The organism is Pseudomonas deceptionensis (assembly GCF_900106095.1).
Taxonomy (GTDB): domain Bacteria; phylum Pseudomonadota; class Gammaproteobacteria; order Pseudomonadales; family Pseudomonadaceae; genus Aquipseudomonas; species Aquipseudomonas deceptionensis.
This window is the reverse complement of the sequence record NZ_FNUD01000002.1, coordinates 1,920,129-1,945,823: the sequence shown is the minus strand read 5'-3', so window position 1 is coordinate 1,945,823 and position 25,695 is coordinate 1,920,129. Positions and strand designations below refer to the sequence as shown.

Sequence of the window (25,695 nt, the reverse complement as noted above, 5' to 3'; positions counted from 1 at the left end):
GCGAGGCTTAAGACGCCGTTTTCCCTGCAATAGCAGTACTTTGAGTCGGCTGCAACTTGAACACATAGAACAACACTGTCAGCAGGATCAGGAACGCTGGCCCTACAAACAAGGCGATTCGAGTTTCTTCGAAGTAGGCCATCAACCCTACCACCATCAACAAGAAGCCCAATGCCGCGTACGAGCTATACGGGTACAACCACATGCGGTACTTCAGGTTGGCAGCTTCTTGCGGGCTCAGGTTTTTGCGAAAGCGCAGTTGCGCCAGCAAGATCATCAGCCAGGTCCAGATCGCACCGAAGGTGGCTATCGCCGTTACCCACACAAAGACCTGGCCGGGTGCCAGGTAGTTAAGCAGTACACCCAGCAACAGCACGGCAATCGACAGCAGCAACGCCTGACGCGGCACACCGTTCTTTGCGGTGGTGGCGAAGTTGGCCGGGGCCTGACCGTTCTGCGCAAGGCTGTAGAGCATGCGGCCCGTGCTGAAGATCCCGCCGTTGCACGACGACAGTGCCGCCGTAATCACCACGAAGTTAATGATGCCTGCCGCCGTCTTGATGCCCAGACGCTCAAAGGTCATCACGAACGGGCTGCCCGAAGTGCCGATTTCGTTCCACGGGTAGATCGACAGGATTACGAACAGTGCACCCACATAGAACAGCAGGATGCGCCAGAACACCGAGCCAATCGCACTCGGGATGGTCTTTTGCGGGTTCTTGGCTTCGCCGGCGGTCAGGCCGATCATCTCGACGCCCAGGTAAGCGAACATCACCATTTGCAGGGACATCAACACGCCCTGGATGCCATTAGGCAAAAAGCCACCGTGGGTCCAGAGGTTGGAAATCCCCAGCGCTACGCCGTCATTGCCAAAGCCGAATGCAATGATGCCAATGCCGCCGATCACCATCGCGATGATGGTGACGATCTTGATCAGGGCGAACCAGAACTCGAACTCACCGAACGCCTTTACTGCGATCAGGTTGATCGAACCCATGCTGACCAGCGCCGCCAGGGCCCAGATCCAGCGCGGTACATCGGGGAACCAGACGCCCATGTACACCGCCACCGCAGTGATTTCGGCGACGCAGGTCACCAGCCACAGGAACCAATAGTTCCAGCCGGTCAGAAAGCCTGCCAGCGGGCCCAGATAATCCTGGGCGTAGCGGCTGAACGAGCCGGCTACCGGGTTGTGCACGGCCATTTCGCCGAGGGCACGCATGATCACCAGAATGGCCAGGCCACCGATGATGTAGGACAGCATAATGGCCGGACCGGCCATTTCGATGGCTTTGGCAGAGCCCAGAAACAGGCCGACGCCGATACAGGCGCCGAGTGCCATCAAACGAATGTGACGTTCGCCCAGCTCGCGCTTGAGCGGTCCGCCTTGTGCGGTTTCACCGTGGGGCTGGTGGTTGCCGACTGGCATAAAAGTACAACCTCGTATTGTTATTGGATATGCATCAACAGGGCGCTCGTTCAAGACGGCCGGGTCGGCTGTCCTCCTTCCTGATCAACCTCGACCTTGTAGGTCGATAGATCAAAAGGGAAATGCCCTACTGAGATCGGCGGCGAGTATTGCACAGGGTTGGTGCACAGTCATGTCCATCCATAAGAACTATTCACCTTGCTGGAAGGCTCTATTCCTACGCTTAGCGCAGCACTGGACGCTTGCAGCATGTATCCGCTGACGAGGGACGGGGCTGCGACAAGGGCCGAAGGCGCTTCAGAAAGTCAGGCCCGTTCGCAGCCCATCTCAGCCGCGTTCTTCGTCAGCGGCTACAGGATGATCGGATAACACTCACAAATTTTTCACCCGTATCCGCCAGCGTCTACGCTTCAACCAAGCGCAACCAAGATGCGTATGTGGATCTGTCGACTATGGGCGTGCAATGGAACTCCAATTCAAGCAAGACGGCGGCACCATCAGGGGAAATGGACGATTCTCCTGCGCCAAAACAGCCAAGGCCCAAGCGCTACGGATGGCTCCTGTTCGGGCTGTTCGTGCTGTTGGCCCTGGTTGTGCTGGGGTTTGTCATTGCCCAGGAAGTCCGTACTTCCAGGCTGCAAGCCCGTGAATTCAGCCGCTTTGCGGCTACGCTCAGCTATTCGATGCATGCAGGCCCCAGTGACGCGATGCTTTACCCCGGTGAAGGGCCGTTCGATAAGCGTCTGGGCTACAGCGCTTTGGGCAACTTTCTGCCGCGCCTGCTAAAACGCGACTACATCATCACCCAACAATCGCGCTTTTCGCCAAAGTTGCTGAGCTACAGCGAAAACGGCTTCTTCGTACCCTACCCAGAAAAAATACAGGCCGGGCTTTCGATCACTGATTGCGCAGGCAGCCCGCTGTATCAGTACAACTACCCGCAGCAACTGTATTCGAGCTTCGCCACTATTCCGCCGCTGGTGGTCCACAGCTTGCTGTTCATCGAGAACCGCGACCTGCTTGACCCTAAAGAGCCGCTGGCCAACCCCGCGGTGGACTGGCCGCGTTTTGCCATGGCCGCTTACTCCCAAGCCGCCAAGCTGCTGCACCTGTCGGGGCAGTCCGCAGGGGGCAGCACCCTGGCGACCCAGCTTGAAAAATACCGCCACTCCCCCGACGGGCTCACGCTGTCGAGCAGCGAAAAACTGCGCCAGATGGTGTCAGCCAGCGTGCGTGCCTATCAGGACAGTCCGCAAACACTGACGGCCCGGCAAAAAGTGGTGCGCGATTACCTCAACAGCGTCCCGCTGTCGGCAGTCCCCGGCCACGGCGAAGTCCACGGCATGGCCGAAGGTTTGCGGGTGTGGTACGGCGCCGATTTCAATCAAGTCAACCAGGACCTGACGAGCACCGCCACAGACGCCAAGAGCCTGGCGCAAAAAGGCCTGGCCCTGCGCGAGGTGCTGTCGCTGATGATTGCCCAGCGCAGGCCGTCGCACTACCTGGCCAGGGGCCGCGAAGAACTGGCGCAACTGACCGACAGCCATATCCGCCTGCTGGCGCAAAATAATGTGATTGATCCGGCACTGATGGCCGCCGCACTGGCCAGCCACGTGACCTACCGCGACTGGGCGCGGGCCCCCACGATGCAACCCAACGAAACCAACAAGGGCATCAGCGTGGCCCGCAGCCGCCTTTCCGCCCTGCTCCAGCGCCCGTTGTATGACCTTGACCGTCTTGACCTGTCGGCCACCAGCACCTTGCAAGGCGACTTGCAGCAGCAGGCCAGCGACTACCTTCGCCAACTGGCGGACCCCGTCTTTGCCGGCAAAATCGGCCTGCTGGGCGCCAGCCTGCTGACCCCCACCAGCACCGCACAAGTGCGTTATAGCTTCACGCTGTTCGAACTCACCCCGGACGGCGCACGAGCCCGGGTACAAACCGACAGCACCGACCAGCCCTTCGACATCAATGAAGGCAGCAAACTTGAATTGGGCTCAACGGCCAAACTGCGGGTGCTGACCACCTACCTGCAAATCATTGCAGAGCTGCATGACCGCTATGCCAGCCAGCCTGTTGCGATCCTGAAAAAAACCCAGCTCAGCGATCAAGACCCCCTGACTCGCTGGGCGCTGACCTACCTGATCCAGAACCCCGGTTCAAACCTTGCCCCCATGCTCAATGCGGCACTCGATCGGCAATATTCGGCCAACCCCGGGGAAGGTTTCTTTACCGGTGGCGGCATGCATCACTTCCACAACTTCCGCAATCAGGACAACAACCGCTCTCCGACACTGCGCGACGCGATACGCGAGTCCATCAACCTGCCCTTTGTGCGCCTGATGCGCGACGTGGTGCGCTTCACCTCGTACCAAGCGCCCACCAACAACGTCGACCTGCTCAAGGACGACAGCAACCCGCTTCGCCAGGAATACCTGAGCCGCTTCGCCGATCGTGAAGGCACGACGTACATGCTCAAGTTCTGGAAAAAATACAAAGGCAAAGACTCCAAGGCCCGCCTCGACACCTTCCTCGACAGCATGCACCCCACGGCCATCCGGATGTCGGCGGTGCACCGCTACCTGTTCCCCAATTCGGACCAGACCACATTCAACCGCTTTGTGCGCTCACACCTGAGCAGCGACAAGATCCCTGACGACCGGCTGAACAAGCTGTATCAAAGCTACGGCCCCGGCGCCTACGACCTTCCAGACCAGGGCTACATTGCCAAAGTCCACCCGCTGGATCTGTGGTTGCTGGGGTATTTGCTGACTAACCCGCAGGCCACCTTCCAGCAAGCTGTCGGCGCCAGTGAACATGAGCGTCAGGAAGTTTACAGCTGGCTGTTTAAAAGCCGGCACAAGAGCGCCCGGGACAGTCGCATCCGCACCATGCTGGAAATCGAAGCCTTCCTCGATATCCATCAACGCTGGCAAAAAGTCGGTTACCCGTTTGACCACCTGGTGCCCTCCCTCGCCACCGCGCTGGGCAGCTCCGGGGACAGACCCGCGGCGCTCTCCGAGCTGATGGGGATCATCCTCAACGATGGCGTACGTTTGCCGGTGTTGCGCATCGACACCCTGAATTTCGCCGCAGATACCCCCTACGAAACCCGCCTGATCAACGACCCCGACAAAGGCGTACGGGTCATGCCCAGCGAAGTGGCCACCGCCCTGCGCGAAGCCCTTTCGCAAGTGGTGGATGCCGGGACTGCGCGCCGGGTTTCCGGCAGCTTCAAACTCGACGACGGCACACCACTGGCCATGGGCGGCAAAACCGGTACCGGTGACAACCGGATCGAAAGCATGGGCGCAGGCGGGCGAATCCTCAGCTCCAAGTCGATCAACCGCACAGCGACCTTCGTGTTTTACATCGGCCCCCACCACTTCGGCACCTTGACCGCGTTCGTTCCCGGACGCTCGGCCGAAGCGTTCAAATTCACCTCGGCGCTGCCGGTGCAAGTGCTCAAGGGCATGGCTCCGATCCTCACGCCGTACCTGCAACCCGGCACCAACACCCTGTGCCACGCGCCAGCGCCAATACAAACCGCACACAATTAAAACCCTCTATGGGAGCGAGCCCGCTCGCGAGTGGTCTTCGCGAGCAGGCTCGCTCCCACGGTGAATTGAGGAGGAGCTCAGATTGTGTGAGGTTCTGGGGGGGGCGGTTGTGCTTACCCAACCTGATGGTTGCAGCGCCCTTGTGGGAGCGAGCCTGCTCGCGAGTGGTCTTCGCGAGCGGGCTCGCTCCCACGGTGAATTGAGGAGGAACTCAGATTGTGTGAGGTTCTGGAGGGGCGGTTGTGCTTACCCAACCTGATGGTTGCAGCGCCCTTGTGGGAGCGAGCCCGCTCGCGATAACAGCACAGTGATTGTTCGGTTCCACCGCGGCGCCTGAATCGCGAGCAGGCTCGCTCCCACGATTGAAATGTCTCTTCTATAGCTGTAGCCCCCGAAGTTGAGAATCATTACCGTTCGTCGCGCGTTTTTTACATCTCTTAAGATATATCTTAAGTTGTATCTAACTTAATGAACGGACGAAGAGAAATGAGAGAGCACCATCCCCATCACCGCGAACATGGCGCGGGTCAAGACGGCTTTGAGAAACGCCCCGGACGCGAACGCGGCGGGCGCGGGCCACGTGTATTCGCCCCCGGTGACTTGAAACTGCTGCTGCTGGCACTGATTGCCGAGCAGCCTTGCCACGGCTACGACCTGATCCGCCAGATTGAAGGCCTGTTCGACGGCGCCTACAGCCCAAGCCCCGGCGTGATCTACCCCACCCTGACCTTTCTTGAAGAAAGCGAAATGATTCAGGGCGACGCCGAAGGCGGCAAAAAACGCTATTGCGTGACCGACGCGGGCCGCCAGTCCCTGATCGATCAAGCGATTGCCCTGGACGGTGTGCGGATGCGCATCGATGTCAGCAAGCGCTCGCTGCGCGGCCATGACCGGCCCGCCGAAATTCACGAGGCGGTGCACAACCTGCGCCACGCATTGCAAATGCACCACGGCCGCTGGAACCCGGCTGAAATTCAGCGCGTCAGCGTTTTACTCAACAACACCGCCAAAGCCATCGTCGATGGCCCTGTGCCAGCGCAGGAGAATGACGAATGAATGCCGCTAACCCTCAGACCATTCACCGGGTCATGCATGAAATCAAACGTCGCAAACTCGAAGTGCTGCGGGTGGTCGACCTGACCCCACGCATGCGCCGCATTACCCTGGGCGGGCCCGAGCTGGCAGGCTTTATCAGCTTGGGCAGCGATGACCACGTAAAGCTGTTCTTCCCGCAGACCGCCGAAGAACAGTCGGCACTGGAAAACATGCAATTGAGCGCAGGCCTCAAGGGCAGCGTCATGCCCCCGATGCGCGACTACACCCCGCGTCGCTATGACCTGAATACCTTCGAACTGGACATCGACTTTGTGCTGCACGGCGACGGCCCTGCCGCCACCTGGGCCGCTCAGGCGCAGCCTGGCCAGTACCTGCATATCGGCGGGCCGCGGGGTTCAATGGTGGTGCCGGATATCTTCGACAGTTACCTGCTGATCGGCGACGAAACCGCACTGCCGGCGATTGCCCGCCGCCTCGAGGAACTGCCTGGCAACCGCCGGGTTCTGGTGGTGGTCGAGGTCGAAAACGCGCAGGAAGAACAACCTCTGCACAGTGCCGCATCGGTTGACGTGATCTGGGTGCACCGTGATCTCCCGGGCGAAGACCTGCTCAGAACCGTCGAAGCACTGAGCCTTCCCGAAGGTGAACTGTATGCCTGGGTTGCAACCGAAAGTGCGCTGTCACGAAAAGTGCGCCGGGTGCTGCTGGACACCCATGGTTTGAACGAAGAATTCGTCAAGGCTGTGGGCTACTGGCGCCAGGATGGCAGCGCCGAAGAGTAATTGCGCTATCACCTGTAGCCGCTGCCGAAGGCTGCGAAAAGGGCCGAAGGGCCTTCTCTTTCAACCTTGAAAGCAGAGGCTGCTACGCAGCCCATCGCAGCCTGCGCCAAAGGCTACACCGTTTTGCCTTGCCAGCGATCCACCGCCACCACCACCAACGCCACCGCCACAAACCCCGCCAAAATGCCGCTGGCATTGATTACGGCCTGCGCATAACCCAGTTTTTCCACATCAATAAACGGGTACGGGTACATGCCGAGCAGATGCCCGCGCAGCAGGATGCAAGCGAAATACAACAACGGATACAGCATCCAGAGCCCTATATGGCACAGGCGCAGCGACCCTTTTGGCACGCAAAACCACCAGTACAACGAGAACAGCACCGGCATCACGTCGTGCAGTATTTCATTGGCCAGCCATTGCAAACCTTCAGGCTGCCAGAGCTGGCGCAGCAGTACGCTATACGCCGCACCCACCACGATAATACTGACCGCGATGCCACTGCTGACCCACGGCTGCAGGAAAAACGTCCTGCCTTTTGAAGCCCGGGGATCAGCCGCATAGGTCAGTACCGTGGCGGCCAGGGTGTTGGTGAGAATGGTGAAAAAACTGAAGTAACTCACCAGCCCACCCACCAGGCTCGCGCCGCTCGTCCAGCGGGAGAACAGCACCATCTCAAGCTGTATGGCCAGGCCGCACCAGCCCAGGACCGCCAGCGCGGTGTAAAGCCTGCGCTTTGACACATCACTCATGTGCCGATCAAAGCTCGCGCTTGGTACGGGCGTATTTCACATACAGCTTCTCGACCTTTTCCCGTGCCCACGGGGTTTTGCGCAGGAACGTCAGGCTCGACTTGATGCTCGGGTCGCTCTTGAAGCAGCGAATATCAATACGCTCAGCCAGCCCTTCCCACTCGTAATGCGCCACCAGCGCAGTGAGGATCTGTTCCAGCGTCACGCCGTGCAAGGGGTTGTTGTTGGGTTCAGTCATGCCGGACCTTTAATGCAAGAGAAGGAAAGGCGCGCACCTTAGCCGAGCACCTGCTCAGGGGGAAGTGCATTCGCCAAGGGGCAAGTCTAGCCCTGACCCGGGCCCTGAATGAAAGTTCCGCTTGGAGCTCGTGAAGGTGATGTTATATTGTAACTATAACTCTCCAGTCAAAGAGCGCTCAGCGCCCCTTTCTTCATCTCCCTTGCCAAGGAACTGCAATGTCCTCCCCTGCTTTCCCACGTCACTTGCGACGTCTCCGTTTGACCCCGCTCGCCACCGCCCTGCTGATTGCTTCTCCGGCCTACGCCCTCGAACTGCAACCGCAAGTGATTACCGGCAACCCGCTGGGCAGCAGCCAGCTCGCCTCCCCCACCACGGTGCTGGAGGGCGACGACCTGACGCTGCAACAGCAAGGCAGCCTGGGTGAAACCCTCAACAAACAGCCCGGCGTGTCCTCTTCCTACTTCGGCCCCGGCGCCAGCCGACCGATTATTCGCGGGCTGGATGGCGACCGTATTCGCATCCTGCGCAATGGCGTCGGCGCGCTGGATGCCTCATCGCTGTCTTATGACCACGCGGTGCCACTGGACCCGGTCAACGTTGAGCGCATCGAAATCGTACGCGGCCCGGCGGCCCTGCTGTATGGCGGCAACGCCATCGGCGGCGTGGTCAACACGTTTGACAACCGCATCCCCACCGAAGCCATCGAAGGCATTCACGGCGCGGGTGAACTGCGTTACGGCGGCGCCGCCACCACACGCAGCAGCGCTGGCAAACTGGAAGCCGGTGATGGCACCTTCGCCCTGCATCTGGATGCCAACGCCCGCGAGTTCAATGACCTGAAAATCCCGGGTTATGCCCGTAGCCGCCATGCGCCTGAAAACGAAGATGGCGACGAAAAGAAAGGCCGCTTAGGCAACAGCAATGGGCGTCAGGACGGCGGTGCCGTGGGCGGTTCCTACACTTGGGATGACGGATATGCGGGGCTGTCCTACAGCACCCATGATGCCAATTACGGTTCTCCGGCCGAGCAGGACGTACGTATCCGCATGAAACAGGATCACTACGCCTTCGCCTCCGAAATGCGCAACCTGCAAGGGCCGTTCAGCTCGCTCAAACTGAATGCCGGTTATACCGATTACGAGCACCGCGAAATTGAAGGCGGCGAAGTCGGTACCACCTTCAAGAACAAGGGCTATGAAGCCCGCGTCGAAGCGCGTCATGTGCCGATCGGCCCCCTCAACGGCGTGATCGGCGCCCAGGTCAATCGCAACGAATTCTCGGCCCTGGGCGAAGAAGCCTTTGTGCCGCAGACCGACACCAACAGCGGTGCGCTGTTTATCCTCGAAGAGTTGCAAGCCACCGAGCGTCTCACCCTCAGCCTCGGCGGACGGCTGGAACACACCGTGGTCGACCCGGATGCCAAGGGCAATGAACGCTTTGCCGCCGCCGACAGATCCCAAAGCTTTACCGCGGGCAGCCTGTCTTCGGGCGCAGTGTTCACCCTCACCCCGATCTGGTCGCTGGCCGCAACCCTGGGCTACACCGAACGCGCGCCGACGTTCTACGAGCTGTACGCCAATGGCGCCCACGTTGCCACCGGCACCTATGAAGTGGGCAACGCCAATCTGTCGAAAGAAAAAGCCGTGTCCAGCGATCTGGCCCTGCGCTTTGACAACGGCACACACAAGGGCAGCGTCGGTGTGTTCTACAGCCACTTCTCCAATTACATCGGCCTGCTGGGCACAGGTCGCACGCTGAATGACGAAGGTGAACCCGACGCGGACGGCATTCCCGAATACACCTATTCCGGAGTACGGGCACGCTTCACAGGCTTTGAAGCCAAGGATCACTGGAAACTGGGTGAAAACGCGTACGGCAAATTTGCCCTGGAACTGGCAGGCGATTACACCCGGGCCACCAACCTCGACACTGGCGAAGCCTTGCCGCGCATCGCCCCCCTGCGTCTGAGCAGTGGCCTGCTGTGGGAACAGGATCGCTGGCAGGCGCGGATCGACGTCGAGCACGCCAGCAATCAGGGCCGTGTCCCGGCCAATGAATCAGGCACCGATGGCTACACCACCCTGGGTGCCAGCGCCGGTTATCACTTTGATGTAGGCAGCAGCCAGTGGCTGGCATTCGTCAAAGGCGACAACCTGACCAACCAGACCGTGCGCTATGCCAGCTCTATCTTGCGCGACATCGCACCCGCGCCGGGCCGTGGGATCGAGGTCGGCCTGCGCACTACTTTCTAAACCACAGAACAGTAAATACAAGGCCTCCAGCCCTGGAGGCCGCGACAAAAGAGCCCTGAGGCGAACGGCCGCAGCACACTGTTACAGATTCCGAAATGATGCATGTCACTTAAAGTGCTGTTTCTAAACGTTTCATAGCTTTATCATTTCATCACCAGGGGCTGAACCGATTCACTCAGCCCCTGAATCTCTAAGTGTGAGTCCTGCCTCTAAAGACAGCGCTACCCACAGCCACAGCCATACCTATAAAGACTCACTACCTCGACCTATGTCCACACTCCTGAACTTGCGCAAGCACAGCGCGCTATTGCCTATGGCCGGGCAAAAAGCCCTGACTCTGATCGGCGGCATTACCGCTTTGGGCCTGGCTACCTGCGTACAGGCAGCCCCGGCCTTCGACAGCGACTCCAAATGGATGCTCGGCGATTGGGGCGGCACGCGTAGCGAGCTGGAAAAACAAGGCTATGCCTTCTCCCTCGACTACGTGGGCGAAGTCGGCTCGAACCTGCACGGTGGCTACGATCATGACCGCACGGCGCGTTACAGCGACCAGTTCGGCCTGGGCACACACCTGGACCTGCAGAAGATCCTGGGCTGGGAAGATGCCGAGTTCAAGCTGACGATTACCCAGCGCAGCGGTAACAACATCAGCAACGACCGCATCAACGACCCACGCGTGGGCGGGTTCACCTCGGCCCAGGAAGTCTGGGGTCGTGGCCAGACCACACGCCTGACCCAGATGTGGTACCAGCAGAAATTCTTCGACCAGAAGCTCGACATCAAAGTCGGTCGTTTCGGCCAGGGTGAGGACTTCAACACCTTCCCGTGCGACTTCCAGAACCTGGCGTTCTGCGGCTCGCAGGTCGGCAACTGGGCCGGCAGCATCTGGTACAACTGGCCCGTCAGCCAGTGGGCGTTGCGGGTCAAATACCACCTGACGCCCGAGTTGTACGCACAGGTCGGCGCCTATGAGCAGAACCCTTCGAACCTGGATCGCGGCAACGGCTTCAAGCTTAGCGGCAGCGGCACCCAAGGCGCGGTGCTACCGATCGAACTGGTGTGGTCGCCAAAAATCAATGGCCTGCCAGGGGAATATCGTGCGGGTTACTACTACAGTAATGCCAAAGCAACAGATGTTTACAAAGATGCCAACGGCCAGCCGGCTGCCCTGAGCGGCGAAGCCTATCGCAGCAGTTCGAGCAAGCACGGGATGTGGCTGGGCGTGCAACAGCAGCTCACTACCCGCGCCAGCGATCAGTCGAGGGGCTTGAGTGTGTTTGCCAATGCCACCCTGCACGACAAGAAAACCAACGCCGTGGACAACTATGTCCAGGCGGGCGTCGTCTACAAAGGCGTATTCGATGCGCGGCCCAAGGATGACATCGGCTTTGCCATGGCCCGGGTTCACGTCAACCCGGCCTATCGCAAGAACGCCCAGGCCACCAATCAGGCCCGCGCGATCTACGACTTCGACAACCCGGACTACCTGCCACCTCAGGACACTGAGTACAGCGCCGAACTGTATTACGGCGTGCACGTGACCAACTGGCTGACCGTTCGACCGAACCTGCAATACATCCGCCACCCGGGTGGCGTCAGCCAGCTGGATGACGCGCTGATTGGCGGTCTGAAAATTCAAAGTTCGTTCTGACAAGCGGACTGCAACGGCAACCTTGAAGGTTGCGATCAACAACTTATTTAGCTGATTCACTCCTGCGTCGGTTCGTCCCTTAAAGACACGCCCTCGCGGGAACACCTCTAACGTAACGGAGAACCACACTATGAGCACTGATGGTGCTTTCAGTCGAAGCCGCCTGCTACCGAGCCTTCTCGGTATCTTGCTGCTGCTAATGGGCCTGGCCATGTTGGCCGGGGGTATCAAACTGATCACGCTGGGCGGGTCGTGGTACTACCTGCTGGCCGGTATCGGTTTTGGCTTGTCGGGCGCGCTGCTGATCGCCGGGCGCCGTGCCGCCCTGGCACTGTACGCGCTGACATTGTTCGCCAGCACCGTATGGGCACTGATGGAAGTCGGTCTGGACTGGTGGCAACTGGTCCCACGCCTGGCCGTATGGTTCGCCATCGGTATCGTCCTGCTGCTGCCGTGGTTCCGTCGTCCGGTTCTGCGCGGTCAGTCGGCACCTGTTGCTACCGGCGCGCTGACCGTTGCCGTGGTATTGGCAGGCCTGGCTGCACTGGCCAGCCAGTTCACCAGCCCGGGCGAAGTCAAAGGTCAACTGGACCGTGAAGCCGTTCCTGGCATGACCAACACCGCACCGGCCATGCCCGATGGTGACTGGCAGTCTTACGGTCGTACCGCCTACGGTGACCGTTACTCGCCGCTGAAAGAAATCACCCCGCAAAATGCCCACAAGCTGGTTCCAGCCTGGACATTCCGCACCGGTGATATTCCAGGTGAAGGCGATCCCGGCGAAACAACCGCCGAGAACACCCCGCTGAAAGTCAACGGCATGCTGTATGTGTGTACTCCGCACAGCCAGGTGATTGCCCTTGACCCGGACACCGGCAAGGAAATCTGGCGCTACGACCCGAAGATCAGCACTCAGAACGCTGAAAACTTCAAAGGCTGGGCGCACATGACTTGCCGTGGTGTGACTTATCACGACGAAAACGCCTACGCCAAAGCCAGCACCGAACAAAGCGCTGCCGAGCCTGCTGCTGCAACTTCCAGCAACTCGTGCCCACGTCGCCTGTTCCTGCCGACTGCCGACACCCGTCTGATCGCCCTGAACGCCGATACCGGTAAAGTGTGCGAAGACTTCGGTGTGAACGGCGCGGTCGATCTGCGTCACAACATCGGTAATTTCGCACCTGGTGGCTACTACTCCACCTCGCCACCTGCCGTGACCAAAGATCTGGTTGTGATTGGCGGCCACGTGACCGACAACATCTCCACTGACGAACCATCCGGCGTGATCCGTGCGTATGACGTACGTACCGGCAAGCTGGTCTGGAACTGGGACAGCGGCAACCCGGAAAAAACCACACCGATTGCTGAAGGCGAAACCTACACCCGCAACTCGCCTAACATGTGGTCGATGTTCGCTGTCGACGAAGACCTCGGCATGCTGTACCTGCCGATGGGCAACCAGACGCCAGACCAATACGGCGGCGACCGTACCGAAGATTCCGAGCGTTATGCTGCTGGCATCACGGCTCTGGACATCAACACCGGTAAAGTCCGCTGGTACCGTCCGCTCACTCACCATGACCTGTGGGACATGGACGTGGGTGGTCAACCGACCCTGATGGACCTCAAAACCGCTGATGGCGTGAAACCGGCTCTGCTGGCTTCCACCAAGCAAGGCAGCATCTACGTTCTTGACCGTCGCACTGGCGAAGCCATTGTGCCGATCAACGAGATCCCTGCCCCGGGCGGCGCTGTAGAAGGCGACCACACTGCACCGACTCAGCCTCGTTCGGACCTGAACATGATCCCGCCGGTCCTGACCGAGCGTGACATGTGGGGTGTGACCCCGTTTGACCAGATGCTGTGCCGGATCCAGTTCAAATCCCTGCGTTACGACGGCATGTACACCCCGCCATCGCTGCAAGGTTCGATTGTTTATCCAGGCAACTTCGGCGTGTTCGACTGGGGCGGCATCTCGGTTGACCCGGTTCGCCAGATCGCTTTCCTGAACCCTAGCTACATGGCCTTCACCTCCAAGCTGGTTCCGCAGGCCGACGTGGCGGCCATGGGCCCGCGCAAAGGCGAGACCTCCGGCGTTCAACCGAACAAGGGCGCTCCTTACGGCGTGATCCTGGAACCCCTGCTGTCGCCACTTGGCCTGCCTTGCCAGGCACCGGCGTGGGGTTATGTTGCTGCGGTCGACCTGACCAACAACAACCTGATCTGGAAACACAAAAACGGCACCGTGCGTGACAGCTCGCCGGTTCCAATCCCGTTGTCGATGGGCGTTCCAAGCCTGGGTGGCACATTCACCACCGCGGGTGGCGTTGCCTTCCTGAGCGGTACCCTTGACCAGTACCTGCGTGCTTACGATGTAAGCAACGGCAAGCTACTGTGGGAAGGTCGCCTGCCTGCTGGCGGCCAGACCACTCCAATGACCTACACCGGCAAGGACGGCACCCAATACGTGCTGGTCATGGCGGGCGGTCATGGTGGCCTGGGCACCAAGAAAGGTGACTATGTCATGGCGTTTAAACTGGCTGAGTAAGTCTTACAGCTGGTTTTAAGAGAGGCGGCTATCGAGAGATAGCCGCCTTTTTTTGTGGTTTTACTTTATCTGGGTACTGACAGCCAAAACAGGCATTAACCTACAGATCTAAAGCATGTGCTTAGTATGCAAAAAAACAGAAACCCCAATCAAACTTCACAAAACACCCAACTAACAGATTGCCTCACCATAACAAACAGTAGCCTCTTACAAAAAAAACACCGCCTTCCCACATACATACTGATTACCAAAAGTAAAAATAAGCCCTTGGACAACCCCCTTACAACCCCAAGGACTAAAACAACAATGCTCAACGAACACGATCAAAAAAACAAATTCAGCAACTATAAGAAAATGATTTCCATTGCAGATACCCACTGGAAAATTGCTGAACTGGAAAAAATATCTAACCTTAACGTTACAATAGAAAAATCCAATCAATTCAGAGACCAGTACAACCGTCTATTTCATCATTTCTGCACGACTTCTTACCTTGGACTCGATTACCACCCCGCACTATTGAGGGGTGCTATTGACGCGCTAAAAAACACCGGATCATTACGTATTCCGAACTCTAAAAATCGCTGCAAACTCAACATTCTCGAACTATACGAGCAGGAGCTTTCAGAACTTTTTTCCGCTCACTGCCTCACAACACTGTCTTGCAGCGCAGCAAGCGCAGGCGTGCTCCCATTACTGGCGTCTGGCACTTTCACCAGCAACATTGCTCCGCTTATGTGTTTTGACAAAAGCGCTCATTACTCAATGAACCACTTAAAAGCCGCCTGCGCAGATGAAACGGAAGTTTTGACTTGCCCACATAACGACATGAATTACTTAGAGGGCCTGTGTAAGAAACACCGACGCGTCGCCTACATTGCCGATGGCGTCTACAGCATGGGAGGCGTCGCACACATTGACGAAATCCAGTACTTAAAAGATCGGTACGGAATGTTTATTTACATGGATGACTCACACTCATTATCGGCGACAGGCAGGCACGGCGCAGGGTATGTGAGATCAAACCTGAGCACACTAGATGACCAATCAATAATTGTTGCATCACTCGCAAAATCATTTGGTGCAAGCGGGGGTGTCGTCATGTTCAGCAATAACGAAAACAAACAAAAAACCCTGCGCTACGGCGGCCCCAGTAACTGGTCACAAAGTCTCAACAGTGCGGCCATTGGAGCTGGTCGAGCGTCAATCTTGCTGCACCATACTGACGAGTTAAATTTATTACAAAACAAGTTAAATACAAACATAAAACTCTTCGACAGCTTAATAAAAACAAAACAACACGACAGCTTCACGGCCATACGACTTATTCACTGCGGCCAGGCCGAAATAGCTACTAAAGCAGCCTCCTACCTTGCTGATAATGGATTTTTCACAGCAGCCGTATTTTTCCCCGTTGTGGCTAAACATCAGTCTGCAATACGAATAACATTGCGGGCAGACATGCCATCGGAGCTGATAAGGCAATTTTGCAATCTAATACATACCTACTGGCAGGCCAATAACTTGCCTGCCCCGTTTTAATTCAACAACACTCTATCCACACACTCTACAACCGCCTCAGCAGCCATCCGACCTCATTGCGAGTGACACTGATGCCACACTCACGCATGTCCTTATTAACCACAATATCCTGCATGGCCGTTTTTTTCGCACAACTGGGCATGATGATGTACTTGCCCGCGATACCGTCGATTGCACAATCACTGAACGCCACTCAGAGCCTGACGTCTTTGTCGCTGCCTGTGTATCTGGTGGGCATGGCCGTACCGATGTTGCTATGGGGCAAGTGGGGAGCTACGTGGGGGATCAAGCCGGTCTTGATAGCGTCATTGTTAATGTTCAGCTTGAGTAGCGCGCTGCTGGCCGTGTGTGCACAAATCGAGACCTTTTTGTGCCTGCGTTTTGTGCAAGGGCTCGGTGCCAGCGGGATGTCGGTTATGGCTCGCTCGCTGGTGGCGCAACACTTCAAGGGCGATCAACTCACCAAAGTACTCTCGTGGTTATCCATCGCGTTTGTTATTTCACTGGGGGTTGGGCAATACGCGGGATCGATATTAATGAGTTCTTTTGACTGGCCCGCTACTTTCTGGTGCCTCGCCATTGGAGCGGCCCTTCTCGCTGGACTTGTTCATCATGGGTTATCAGAGTGTCGACAAACAAGTAACACGCCGGCTTGCTGGGGACATTATCTGACGATCGTTCGTCATGCGCCGTTCCTGCGCTGCGCATTGATGGGGGGGTTGGGTTACGCAATCATTATTGGTTTCAACACCGCTGGCCCTTCCATTTTCCAAACTACTTATGAGTGGTCGGCCAGCGATTACGGCGTATTGGGTTGGGCAATGAGCCTGGCTTATTTGTTGGGGTCGCTAACCGTCAATCGCCATGTATTGATCCGTGGGCAGCCGCAATTAAGTGCCATCGCGACCGGCATTATGGTGGTTGCCTGTATCGTGATGATTGTAGGCGTGATGACCACCCCCACTTGTGCCGCATTATTGTGGGTGCCGTATTGTTTGATCGTTTTCGGCCAAGCCATCAGCTACCCGATCAGTTTGTCTCAAGCCAGTGATCACTCTCCAGTCAGTGGGCCTTATTCAATGGCACTGTGCGGATTAATTCATCAGATGATAGCTGCCTTCGTTGGAGTGACTGTCAGTCTGCTCAATGTTCAAAATCCGCTGTATCTAGCCGCCATCTGCCTGCTGCTGGCCACTATGGTACGGGGGTTAAACCCCATCAAACCGGGCCGGGGAAGCGAGTAGTCCATTGATCAAACTGATGCCCTAAACATCACAGCGACGCGCAATACCCATTGCCGCCCGCGACAGCCGCCCAACCAGCCATTGAATGATGAAAATCGCTTCACCATTGAAACCACTGGCACCGCGCCCCATCTAACATCCATACCCAATTGCGCAGGTGCCCCATGAGCGACCAGCAAGAGTTTCCGGATAACACGACTGAGTACACCGATGTAGAACACTCCGAATCCGAACACCAACCCCACTCTGGTGGCACTGACCTGGCCTTGCCTGAGCAGAATCTGCCTGACAAGGTGTACATCATCCCGATTCACAACCGGCCATTCTTCCCGGCGCAAGTGCTGCCGGTCATCGTCAATGAAGAGCCCTGGGCCGAAACCCTGGAACTGGTCAGCAAGTCACCTCATCACTCCCTGGCGCTGTTTTTTGTCGACACGCCGCCCGATGACCCGCGCCACTTCGATACCAATAGCCTCCCGGAATACGGCACGCTGGTGAAGGTGCATCACGCCAGCCGCGAAAACGGCAAATTGCAATTCGTGGCCCAGGGCCTGACCCGCGTGCGCATCAGCACATGGCTCAAACATCATCGTCCGCCTTACCTGGTGGAAGTCGAATACCCGCAGCAGCCCAAAGACCCTTCCGACGAGGTCAAGGCTTACGGCATGGCGCTGATCAATGCGATCAAGGAGCTGTTGCCGCTCAACCCGCTGTACAGCGAAGAGCTGAAAAACTACCTCAACCGCTTCAGCCCCAACGATCCGTCGCCGCTGACCGACTTTGCGGCGGCACTGACCTCCGCCACAGGCAACGAGCTGCAGCAAGTGCTCGATTGCGTGCCCATGCTCAAGCGCATGGAGAAAGTGCTGCCCATGCTGCGCAAGGAAGTTGAAGTCGCGCGGCTGCAAAAAGAGATTTCAGCCGAAGTTAACCTCAAGATCGGCGAACATCAGCGCGAGTTCTTCCTTAAAGAACAGCTCAAGGTGATCCAGCAGGAGCTGGGGCTGACCAAGGACGATCGCAGCGCCGATATCGAGCAGTTCAAGCAGCGCCTTGAAGGCAAGACCCTGCCCGCCCAGGCGCAAAAGCGCATCGATGAAGAAATCAACAAACTGTCGATCCTGGAAACCGGGTCGCCGGAATACGCCGTCACCCGTAACTACCTGGACTGGGCCTCGTCTGTACCCTGGGGCGTGTTCGGCCAGGACAAGCTTGACCTCAAGCACGCACGCAAGGTGCTCGACGCCCATCATGCCGGGCTGGATGACATCAAAACCCGGATTCTCGAGTTCCTGGCCGTAGGCGCTTACAAAGGCTCGGTCAGCGGTTCGATCGTGTTGCTGGTGGGCCCGCCGGGCGTGGGTAAAACCAGTGTCGGCAAGTCGATCGCCGAATCGCTGGGGCGTCCGTTCTACCGCTTCAGCGTGGGCGGCATGCGCGATGAGGCCGAGATCAAGGGCCATCGCCGCACCTACATCGGCGCCCAACCGGGCAAGCTGGTGCAGGCGCTCAAGGATGTGGAAGTGATGAACCCGGTCATCATGCTCGACGAGATCGACAAGATGGGCCAAAGCTTCCAGGGCGACCCCGCGTCGGCCTTGCTTGAAACCCTGGACCCGGAACAGAACGTCGACTTCCTCGACCATTACCTGGACCTGCGCCTGGACCTGTCCAAAGTGCTGTTTGTGTGTACCGCCAACACCCTGGACTCGATCCCCGGTCCGTTGCTCGACCGGATGGAAGTGATCCGCCTCTCGGGTTACATCACCGAAGAAAAGGTCGCTATCGCCAAGCGTCATCTGTGGCCTAAACAACTGGAAAAAGCCGGGGTATCCAAAAACAGCCTGAGTATCAGCGACAGCGCCCTGCGCGCCGTGATCGACGGTTATGCCCGGGAGGCCGGTGTGCGCCAGCTGGAGAAACAACTGGGCAAACTGGTGCGCAAAGCAGTGGTCAAGCTGCTGGATGACCCCAAAGCGGTGATCAAAATCGGTCCCAAAGACCTCGAAGCGTCGCTGGGTATCCCCGTGTTCCGCAACGAGCAGGTCATCAGCGGCACCGGAGTCATTACCGGTCTGGCCTGGACCAGCATGGGCGGCGCGACCTTGCCGATTGAAGCGACCCGCATTCACACCCTCAACCGCGGCTTCAAGCTGACCGGGCAACTGGGTGACGTGATGAAAGAGTCTGCCGAAATCGCCTATAGCTATATCAGCGCCAACCTTAAGCAGTTTGGCGGCGACCCGCGCTTCTTCGATGAGGCCTTCGTGCACTTGCACGTGCCTGAAGGCGCAACCCCAAAAGATGGCCCGAGCGCAGGCGTGACCATGGCCAGCGCCCTGCTGTCACTGGCGCGCAATCAACCGCCCAAGAAAGGCATCGCCATGACCGGCGAGCTGACCCTGACCGGGCATGTCTTGCCGATTGGCGGCGTGCGGGAAAAAGTGATCGCGGCGCGCAGGCAAAAAATCAACGAGCTGATCCTGCCCGAACCAAACCGTGGCAACTTCGAAGAATTGCCCGACTATCTGAAAGAAGGCATTACCGTCCACTTCGCCAAACGCTTTACCGATGTGGCCAAGGTCCTGTTTTAACTGCCGCGCTCAAAACTCCCTGCACATAGCGGTCTAAACACGTCTACTGTCATTTCTGACAGTAGACGTGTTTATATTTCACACCCTTAATAGAACTAATCTCACAAAAATAACGCAGGAGCCGGCTATGTCACTTCATCATCCTGTGTACGAAAACCCGGATATCCTCAGGCCCAAAGAGGCCGGCCAACGGGTGTTCAACCCCAGAACCCGTGGAGAGCTCACGGCCGAGCTGCTCGACCGCCCTGCTTTTTCCGCTCAGGAAATGACCTTCGCCAGCAGCAAAAAAAGAATTGTCATCACCGGCGAGTTCGATGAGTTGGGCACAACGGCCTATCGCGCCGTCTCCCTGACACTGGACATCAATATCCAGTCGGGCATTTACCTGTTCAAACGAGGTGAGCCAAGCCCCGTCCAGTCCATGTCCTACATCGAGTGCGTTGAAATCGACGGGCGAGATGTCTATCACTTGAACCAGGCTGATATCGGCACCTTGCACCTGAGTGTGGTAGAGAGTTGCTACAGCGCCCGGCTGTTCACCATGGAAGGCCTGGATCACAACGGCAACTGCCTGGAGCTGTGTGGCGATTTCAGCATCAGCCCGCCCCACGCCAGTTTCTAAGCGGCCGACGACAAATGGCGCAACGCCCGTCATGGGTTATGCTGCGTCATTGTGTTTGTCTGACCGGAGCCCTCAATGCCCCTTGCACGCCTTCTCCCCCTGCTCGGCCTCAGCCTGCTGACGGCCTGTGCCCACCAGCCTGCACACAACATTACTGTCGAAGAACAAAGCGACTGCCCCAAGCAACTGCACATCGGACAGCAGTTGATTGTGTCCCTGCCGAGCAATCCCACCACCGGCTACCGCTGGGCGATCCAGGACTCTGCGGGCGGCGTGCTTCGCAGCCTGGGCCCAGAGGTCTACAGCAGCAGCGACAATGGCCAGTTGCTGGGCAGTGGCGGGCAATCCACCTGGCGTTTTGAGGTGTTTGCCGCGGGCACCGGCCGCCTGCGCCTGACCTCCCAGCAACCCTGGGAACCCGAAACCGAACCCGCCCAGGTGTTCGACTGCCCGATCACGGTGAACTGACATGCCGTGGCTGATCCTCGCGGTGATGGGCGCTGTGGCGTATCTCTACGGCGTAACCATGCAGGCAACGCTGCTGTGTTTACTGAGCAAACCGGTGCCAGTGCTGGCATTGCTCGGCTGGTTGCAAGATGCGCCGGCCAGCCCCTATCGACGCTGGATCAGCATAGGCCTGATGTTTTCACTGCTGGGCGACATTCTGCTGGCATGGCCGGTGGACCTGTTTGTGTTTGGCCTCGGCGCATTTCTGGTCGCCCACCTGGCATACCTCAAAGCCTATCTCGTGGATTGCCGCCGCCCGGCCTTGCTGCCATTGGCGCTGGCGTTGCTGGCTGGCGTGAGCCTGTTCAGCGTGATGGCGGCCAAGGGCCTGGGCGATCTGCTGATTCCGGTGGCGGTCTACGCCCTGGCCATCAGCGCCATGCTGTGGCGCGCCCTGGCCCGGCTGGGCTCCCACGTCCCCAAGCGCTCGGCCTGGCTGGCAGCCGCCGGCGCGCTGGCGTTTGTGGCCTCGGACAGCCTGATTGGCATCGACCGTTTTGTACTGCCGTTCGGCGCAGCGCCGTACCTGATCATTCTCAGCTACTGGATCGGCCAATGGGGCATTGCCGCCTCGGTGTTTAGCCAGAGCAAACGCTGAACGGTTTATCAGACAGACCGCGCATCCCGGCGCTAACTTGGCTAAAATGCCGCCCCTTTTGAATTTCCAGCGCCGGAACCGTCGTGAGCAAAGAATCTGACCGTATTTTCGCCCAGCCCCTGGCCCAGGTGCCGGACTTCGCCTTCAACGAAGACGTGGTGCGGGTGTTCCCGGACATGATCAAGCGCTCGGTGCCCGGTTACCCGACCATTGTCGAAAACCTCGGTGTGCTTGCCGCCCAGTTTGCCCAGCCCAACAGCGTCCTGTACGACCTGGGCAGCTCACTGGGCGCGGTGACCCAGGCGCTGCGCCGGCATGTGCGCACCGAAGGCTGCAAGGTGATTGCGGTCGACAACTCGGCAGCGATGGTCGAGCGCTGCCGCGAATACCTCAACGGGCAGAACTCGATGTTCCAGGAGCTGTTGCCGGTTGAAGTGATTGAAGGCGACATCCTTGCCCTTGAGTTCGAGCCCGCCTCGGTGGTGGCGCTGAACTTCACCCTGCAATTCATCGCTCCCGAGGAACGCCTGGCGCTGCTCGGCCGGATTCGCCAGGCGTTGTTGCCGGGCGGCGCCCTGATCCTCTCGGAGAAGCTGCGTTTCAGCGACCCCGAAGAGCACGGGCTGCTGACCGACCTGCACGTGGCCTTCAAACGCGCCAACGGTTACAGCGATCTGGAAATAGCCCAAAAGCGCAGCGCCATCGAAAACGTCATGAAGCCCGACAGCCTCGAAGAACACCGTGAACGCCTGCTGGCGGCCGGGTTCTCGAAAGTCGTGCCGTGGTTCCAGTGTCTTAACTTTGCCTCGTTGATTGCCTTGCCATGATTGATCTATCCCCTCTCGCCCGTCGTCTTGCCGGTACGCCCCTGGCTGAATGGGCCAACACCCTGCAAGCCCAGCTCGACGTCAAAATGGAGAAAGGCCACGGCGACCTGGAGCGCTGGCAAAGCGCGCTGGATGCGCTGCCCGCTGTCATGCCGACCCGGGTCGACCTGCTCAACGGCCTGACCCTGGACACCGAGTGCGACGACGAAACCCGGGCGCAGATGCGCCAGGCATTGATGGGCCTGTCACCGTGGCGCAAAGGCCCGTTCGACCTGTTTGGCGTACACGTTGATACCGAATGGCATTCGGACTGGAAATGGTCACGGGTCGCGCCGCATATCAACCTCAAGCACAAGCGCATCCTCGATGTGGGCTGCGGCAACGGCTACTACATGTGGCGCATGCTCGGCGCCGGTGCCCACAGCGTGATCGGGGTTGACCCCAACTGGCTGTTCTTCTGCCAGTTCCAGGCCGTGCAGCGTTTTCTGCAACAGGAAGCCGTCTGGCACCTGCCGTTCCCGTTCGAAGACTTGCCGCCCAACCTGGAAGGTTTCGACACGGTGTTTTCCATGGGCGTGTTCTACCATCGCCGCTCCCCTATCGAGCATTTGCTGGCGTTGAAAGACTGCCTGGTCAAAGGCGGCGAACTGGTGCTGGAAACGCTGGTGATTGAGGGCGATGTGAATCAGGTGCTGGTGCCGGAAGACCGCTACGCACAGATGCGCAACGTGTGGTTCCTGCCGTCGATCCCGGCACTTGAGCGCTGGCTGCGCCGCGCGGGCTTCAGTGACGTGCGCTGCGTGGACGTGAGCACGACCACGGTTGAAGAACAACGGGCGACTGAATGGATGAAATTCCAGTCCCTGAGCGACTACCTTGACCCCAACGACCCGAGCAAAACCATCGAAGGGCTGCCGGCGCCGATGCGGGCGGTGATAGTCGCGAGGAAGTAAGCAATACCGGTAAGCTCCCACAATAATCCCTGCAAGGCTCGGATTCTGTGGGCGCTGAAGCCCCTGTGGGAGCGAGCCCGCTCGCGAAGGCATCACCGCGATCGTTAGGATAAACCGCGTCGCCTGCATCGCGAGCAGGCTCGCTCCCACAATAATCCCTGCAAGGCTCGAATTCTGCGGGTGAAGTTGAAGTAGCTGCCCGGCAGCGGCTACAACGTCGGCTTGGCTCGTCTGGCCTTGAAGAACTCGCTGAGGATTGCCCCGCACTCTTCTGCCAGTACCCCGCCTTCGTAAAGCACCCGGTGATTGAGAAAGCCCTGGGTAAAGAACTGCCCCTGACTCTGCACAATCCCGGCCTTGGGCTCCAGCGCGCCGTAGACGACCCGTGCCACACGCGAATGCACGATCAGGCCCGCGCACATGCTGCACGGCTCCAGCGTTACGTACAGCGTGCTGCCCGGCAGCCGATAGTTGCTGGCCGCTGCGGCGGCTGCACGGATGGCAACCATTTCGGCATGGGCGCTGGGGTCGCTGCCGCTGATCGGGCAGTTGAAACCGCGGCCGATAACCTCACCGTTCTGCACCAGCACCGCGCCCACCGGCACTTCACCCAGCGCAGCGCCCTGAGCTGCCAGCGCCAGCGCTTCACGCATAAAGTCTTGATCGCGGCTGCGGTCGATAATCTGGGGTTGACGCCCTTGTCGCATCAGGAAACCTCAATAGCGGCCATCAGGCCGGTTTCCATGTGGTCAATCACATGGCAGTGGAACATCCACACGCCGGGATTATCCGCCACCAGCGCCACGCGGGCACGCTCGTTTTTACCCAACAGGTAAGTGTCGGTGAAGTACGGGATGATCTTTTTGCGATTGGACGCCAACACCTTGAAGCTCATGCCATGCAGGTGGATCGGGTGCTGGTACTGGGTCATGTTCTTCAGTTCGAAGATGTAGCTCTGGCCCAGCTTGAGCTTGGCAATCGGGCGGTCAGCGCAGGTCTTGTCCTTGATATCCCAGGCGACGCCGTTGATCTGCCACAGGCTCGGCGGCTGATCAGGCCCCAAGTCCTCGGACACCGAACCGACCCATTCAAAGTTGAAGTTGATCTTCTCGGCGTTGGCCACGTCGGGTTCGGCAATCGGGTTGGCAGGCAGCGCCGGCGGCCATACCCCCGGACCATCGGTGCTGGCGACCGAGCGCAAGGTGCCCAGGCGTACCGGGCCGTCACGCAACGACAGCTCCTGGCCCGCCTCGGGCGCCTTGATCGCCAGGCAAATGCGCATGCCCGGGCCCAGCCAGTAATCCTTGCCCAGCGGCCTTGGCTCGATGGGGTTGCCGTCCAGGGCGTAGATTTTGGCTTCAACCCCGGGAATGTTCAGGCGATAGGTCAGGGTGTTGTCGAGGTTGAGGATGCGCACCCGGGTGATCTCCCCGGCGGGCAAATCAATGGTCGGCACATGGCTGCCGTTGATGGTCGACAGGCGCCCCGCCGTGCCACCGCGTGCGGCCTCACGGGTGATGCTGAACGGCAAAAAGCCGCCCTCTTCGTCCACGTGCCAGTTTTTGATGCTCAGCGTCCGCTCATGCTTGAACCCGGTGGGCTCGCGCTCTTCGACAATCAATGGCCCGACCAGACCACGGCCCAGTTCTTCGCTGCTGTTGACGTGCGGGTGATACCAGAAGCTGCCGGCATCCGGCACGCGAAATTTGTAGTCGAAGTATTCACCGGGCAACACCGGCAACTGCGACACATAGGGTACGCCGTCCATTTCCAGCGGCAGGCGGATACCGTGCCAGTGGATGGTGGTCGCGACCGGCAGGTGGTTGATAAAGCGCACCCGCAGCCATTCGCCCTGACGCACACGCAGCTCAGTGCCAGGCGCCGAAGGGCCGAAGGCCCATGCCTGGGTCTGATGGCCGGGCACCAGTTCTACATCCAGCGGTGCTGCAATCAGCTCGTAATCGTGACCTGCATTCTCAGCGGCCACCTTGCCCAGCCAGTAACGCGAAGCGCCTCCTGCGCCAACACCCACCACTACCAGGCCGGCCAAACCACCGAGTATTTGTCGACGGGTAAAGGACATGGATTCAACTACCTCTCGTATCCGGCGCGGGCGTGAAGCCCGCAAAAGGCGAATACGATACACCCGCAGTTGCGAAACAGTAAGGGCAAAAGGGTGCGGCCCTTTGTAGCCGCTGACGAGCGCTTCGCACTCGATCGCAGCCTCGCTGCGCTCCTCCGCGTCTACAGGGCCCGCTGTTTACAACCCCACCAACAAATGCAGCACCCCGCCCGGTAACGCCATAACCCCCGGCACACCCGCCACACGCAAGGCTTGCAGATCCATGCGGGTGACATCGGCCAGCTCCACGCGGATGCGGGTCAAGGCCACCCGCTGCTCGGACTTCAGATTGCCGGCACCGCCCAGGGCCTCCAAAACAGCATCATCCAGGCCCGAGGCCGACTTGCCGGGCTCTTGCGCCACCAAGTCCGGGGTCAGGGCTTTCCAGAATGCTTTCTGCACTTTATCGAACATG

The 25,695-nt window shown here is 58.9% G+C and carries 20 protein-coding genes; 14 read left to right on the top strand and 6 right to left on the bottom strand.

The annotated features are described in order from the left end of the window. Positions 1 to 7: 7 nt before the first annotated feature. Entirely contained in the window at positions 8 to 1,429 is a 1,422-nt protein-coding gene (locus BLW11_RS08880) for an amino acid permease (RefSeq protein WP_048359061.1), read from the bottom strand. A 452-nt stretch (positions 1,430 to 1,881) separates the two neighbouring features. Between BLW11_RS08880 and BLW11_RS08875 the strand changes: the two genes are divergently transcribed. The 3 genes from BLW11_RS08875 to BLW11_RS08865 all read left to right on the top strand — a co-directional run bounded on the left by BLW11_RS08875 (position 1,882) and on the right by BLW11_RS08865 (position 6,827). Next, complete coding sequence (locus BLW11_RS08875) at positions 1,882 to 4,989, top strand: transglycosylase domain-containing protein (protein ID WP_048359062.1); 3,108 nt, start codon at positions 1,882 to 1,884, stop codon at positions 4,987 to 4,989. A gap of 486 nt (positions 4,990 to 5,475) precedes the next feature. Next, entirely contained in the window at positions 5,476 to 6,045 is a 570-nt protein-coding gene (locus BLW11_RS08870) for a PadR family transcriptional regulator (RefSeq protein WP_048359063.1), read from the top strand. Further along, the gene (locus BLW11_RS08865) at positions 6,042 to 6,827 is read left to right on the top strand and encodes a siderophore-interacting protein (RefSeq protein WP_048359064.1); all 786 of its coding nucleotides are present in this window, start codon (positions 6,042 to 6,044) and stop codon (positions 6,825 to 6,827) included. The genes BLW11_RS08870 and BLW11_RS08865 overlap by 4 nt, the downstream gene beginning before the upstream one ends. A 113-nt stretch (positions 6,828 to 6,940) precedes the next feature. Here the strand turns inward: BLW11_RS08865 and BLW11_RS08860 are convergent, their stop codons facing one another. Then, the gene (locus tag BLW11_RS08860) at positions 6,941 to 7,579 is read right to left on the bottom strand and encodes a Pr6Pr family membrane protein (RefSeq protein WP_048359065.1); all 639 of its coding nucleotides are present in this window, start codon (positions 7,577 to 7,579) and stop codon (positions 6,941 to 6,943) included. Between the two features lie 7 nt (positions 7,580 to 7,586). Beyond that, positions 7,587 to 7,817: a VF530 family protein gene (locus BLW11_RS08855; RefSeq protein ID WP_003443274.1), complete on the bottom strand. Its 231-nt coding sequence runs from the start codon at positions 7,815 to 7,817 to the stop codon at positions 7,587 to 7,589. Between the two features lie 218 nt (positions 7,818 to 8,035). On the opposite strand from BLW11_RS08855, the gene BLW11_RS08850 reads away from it, so the two are divergent. The 11 genes from BLW11_RS08850 (at position 8,036) to cmoB (ending at position 23,158) form a co-directional block, all read left to right on the top strand. Continuing rightward, positions 8,036 to 10,072: a TonB-dependent receptor gene (locus BLW11_RS08850; protein ID WP_048359066.1), complete on the top strand. Its 2,037-nt coding sequence runs from the start codon at positions 8,036 to 8,038 to the stop codon at positions 10,070 to 10,072. A 313-nt stretch (positions 10,073 to 10,385) separates the two neighbouring features. After that, entirely contained in the window at positions 10,386 to 11,723 is a 1,338-nt protein-coding gene (locus tag BLW11_RS08845) for a carbohydrate porin (RefSeq protein WP_048359528.1), read from the top strand. Positions 11,724 to 11,853: 130 nt separating this feature from the next. Then, positions 11,854 to 14,271 carry a glucose/quinate/shikimate family membrane-bound PQQ-dependent dehydrogenase gene (locus tag BLW11_RS08840; protein ID WP_048359067.1) on the top strand — a complete coding sequence of 806 codons (2,418 nt, stop codon included), beginning with the start codon at positions 11,854 to 11,856 and terminating at the stop codon, positions 14,269 to 14,271. A gap of 306 nt (positions 14,272 to 14,577) precedes the next feature. After that, positions 14,578 to 15,813: an aminotransferase class I/II-fold pyridoxal phosphate-dependent enzyme gene (locus BLW11_RS08835; protein ID WP_048359068.1), complete on the top strand. Its 1,236-nt coding sequence runs from the start codon at positions 14,578 to 14,580 to the stop codon at positions 15,811 to 15,813. Between the two features lie 113 nt (positions 15,814 to 15,926). Then, the gene (locus BLW11_RS08830) at positions 15,927 to 17,057 is read left to right on the top strand and encodes an MFS transporter (RefSeq protein ID WP_157395866.1); all 1,131 of its coding nucleotides are present in this window, start codon (positions 15,927 to 15,929) and stop codon (positions 17,055 to 17,057) included. 164 nt (positions 17,058 to 17,221) lie between these two features. Then, positions 17,222 to 19,651, top strand: a complete 2,430-nt coding sequence (gene lon, locus BLW11_RS08825; RefSeq protein ID WP_048359070.1) for an endopeptidase La — start codon at positions 17,222 to 17,224, stop codon at positions 19,649 to 19,651. Positions 19,652 to 19,778: 127 nt separating this feature from the next. Next, a complete protein-coding gene (locus BLW11_RS08820) occupies positions 19,779 to 20,273 on the top strand; it encodes a hypothetical protein (RefSeq protein WP_048359071.1) in 495 nt (164 codons plus the stop codon). A gap of 75 nt (positions 20,274 to 20,348) precedes the next feature. After that, complete coding sequence (locus tag BLW11_RS08815; protein WP_048359072.1) at positions 20,349 to 20,741, top strand: protease inhibitor I42 family protein; 393 nt, start codon at positions 20,349 to 20,351, stop codon at positions 20,739 to 20,741. A 1-nt stretch (position 20,742) separates the two neighbouring features. Continuing rightward, positions 20,743 to 21,378, top strand: a complete 636-nt coding sequence (locus BLW11_RS08810) for a lysoplasmalogenase (protein WP_048359073.1) — start codon at positions 20,743 to 20,745, stop codon at positions 21,376 to 21,378. An 83-nt stretch (positions 21,379 to 21,461) separates the two neighbouring features. After that, complete coding sequence (cmoA, locus tag BLW11_RS08805) at positions 21,462 to 22,205, top strand: carboxy-S-adenosyl-L-methionine synthase CmoA (protein ID WP_048359074.1); 744 nt, start codon at positions 21,462 to 21,464, stop codon at positions 22,203 to 22,205. Then, positions 22,202 to 23,158, top strand: coding sequence for a tRNA 5-methoxyuridine(34)/uridine 5-oxyacetic acid(34) synthase CmoB (cmoB, locus tag BLW11_RS08800; protein WP_048359075.1), 957 nt, complete (start codon positions 22,202 to 22,204; stop codon positions 23,156 to 23,158). Before cmoA ends, cmoB begins: the two co-directional genes overlap by 4 nt. Before the next feature lie 209 nt (positions 23,159 to 23,367). On the opposite strand, the gene tadA is transcribed toward cmoB, so the two are convergent. The 3 genes from tadA to BLW11_RS08785 form a co-directional block, all read right to left on the bottom strand. Continuing rightward, positions 23,368 to 23,865 (bottom strand): tRNA adenosine(34) deaminase TadA, encoded by a 498-nt coding sequence (gene tadA, locus BLW11_RS08795; protein WP_048359076.1) that lies wholly within the window; start codon positions 23,863 to 23,865, stop codon positions 23,368 to 23,370. Then, entirely contained in the window at positions 23,865 to 25,241 is a 1,377-nt protein-coding gene (locus BLW11_RS08790) for a multicopper oxidase family protein (protein WP_048359077.1), read from the bottom strand. The genes tadA and BLW11_RS08790 overlap by 1 nt, the downstream gene beginning before the upstream one ends. Before the next feature lie 177 nt (positions 25,242 to 25,418). Further along, entirely contained in the window at positions 25,419 to 25,694 is a 276-nt protein-coding gene (locus BLW11_RS08785) for a PTS sugar transporter subunit IIB (RefSeq protein ID WP_048359078.1), read from the bottom strand. Between the last annotated feature and the right edge of the window lies 1 nt (position 25,695).

Excerpts from the sequence above, each read along its gene's own strand:
- tadA (WP_048359076.1), bottom strand. The coding sequence starts at position 23,865 with ATGCGACAAGGGCGTCAACCCCAGATTATCGACCGCAGCCGCGATCAA.
- BLW11_RS08785 (WP_048359078.1), bottom strand. The coding sequence starts at position 25,694 with ATGTTCGATAAAGTGCAGAAAGCATTCTGGAAAGCCCTGACCCCGGAC.
- BLW11_RS08860 (WP_048359065.1), bottom strand. The coding sequence starts at position 7,579 with ATGAGTGATGTGTCAAAGCGCAGGCTTTACACCGCGCTGGCGGTCCTG.
- cmoB (WP_048359075.1), top strand. The coding sequence starts at position 22,202 with ATGATTGATCTATCCCCTCTCGCCCGTCGTCTTGCCGGTACGCCCCTG.
- BLW11_RS08790 (WP_048359077.1), bottom strand. The coding sequence starts at position 25,241 with ATGTCCTTTACCCGTCGACAAATACTCGGTGGTTTGGCCGGCCTGGTA.
- BLW11_RS08870 (WP_048359063.1), top strand. The coding sequence starts at position 5,476 with ATGAGAGAGCACCATCCCCATCACCGCGAACATGGCGCGGGTCAAGAC.
- BLW11_RS08855 (WP_003443274.1), bottom strand. The coding sequence starts at position 7,817 with ATGACTGAACCCAACAACAACCCCTTGCACGGCGTGACGCTGGAACAG.
- BLW11_RS08865 (WP_048359064.1), top strand. The coding sequence starts at position 6,042 with ATGAATGCCGCTAACCCTCAGACCATTCACCGGGTCATGCATGAAATC.
- BLW11_RS08820 (WP_048359071.1), top strand. The coding sequence starts at position 19,779 with ATGTCACTTCATCATCCTGTGTACGAAAACCCGGATATCCTCAGGCCC.
- lon (WP_048359070.1), top strand. The coding sequence starts at position 17,222 with ATGAGCGACCAGCAAGAGTTTCCGGATAACACGACTGAGTACACCGAT.
- BLW11_RS08880 (WP_048359061.1), bottom strand. The coding sequence starts at position 1,429 with ATGCCAGTCGGCAACCACCAGCCCCACGGTGAAACCGCACAAGGCGGA.
- BLW11_RS08810 (WP_048359073.1), top strand. The coding sequence starts at position 20,743 with ATGCCGTGGCTGATCCTCGCGGTGATGGGCGCTGTGGCGTATCTCTAC.
- BLW11_RS08835 (WP_048359068.1), top strand. The coding sequence starts at position 14,578 with ATGCTCAACGAACACGATCAAAAAAACAAATTCAGCAACTATAAGAAA.
- BLW11_RS08845 (WP_048359528.1), top strand. The coding sequence starts at position 10,386 with ATGGCCGGGCAAAAAGCCCTGACTCTGATCGGCGGCATTACCGCTTTG.
- BLW11_RS08815 (WP_048359072.1), top strand. The coding sequence starts at position 20,349 with ATGCCCCTTGCACGCCTTCTCCCCCTGCTCGGCCTCAGCCTGCTGACG.
- BLW11_RS08875 (WP_048359062.1), top strand. The coding sequence starts at position 1,882 with ATGGGCGTGCAATGGAACTCCAATTCAAGCAAGACGGCGGCACCATCA.
- BLW11_RS08850 (WP_048359066.1), top strand. The coding sequence starts at position 8,036 with ATGTCCTCCCCTGCTTTCCCACGTCACTTGCGACGTCTCCGTTTGACC.
- BLW11_RS08830 (WP_157395866.1), top strand. The coding sequence starts at position 15,927 with ATGGCCGTTTTTTTCGCACAACTGGGCATGATGATGTACTTGCCCGCG.
- BLW11_RS08840 (WP_048359067.1), top strand. The coding sequence starts at position 11,854 with ATGAGCACTGATGGTGCTTTCAGTCGAAGCCGCCTGCTACCGAGCCTT.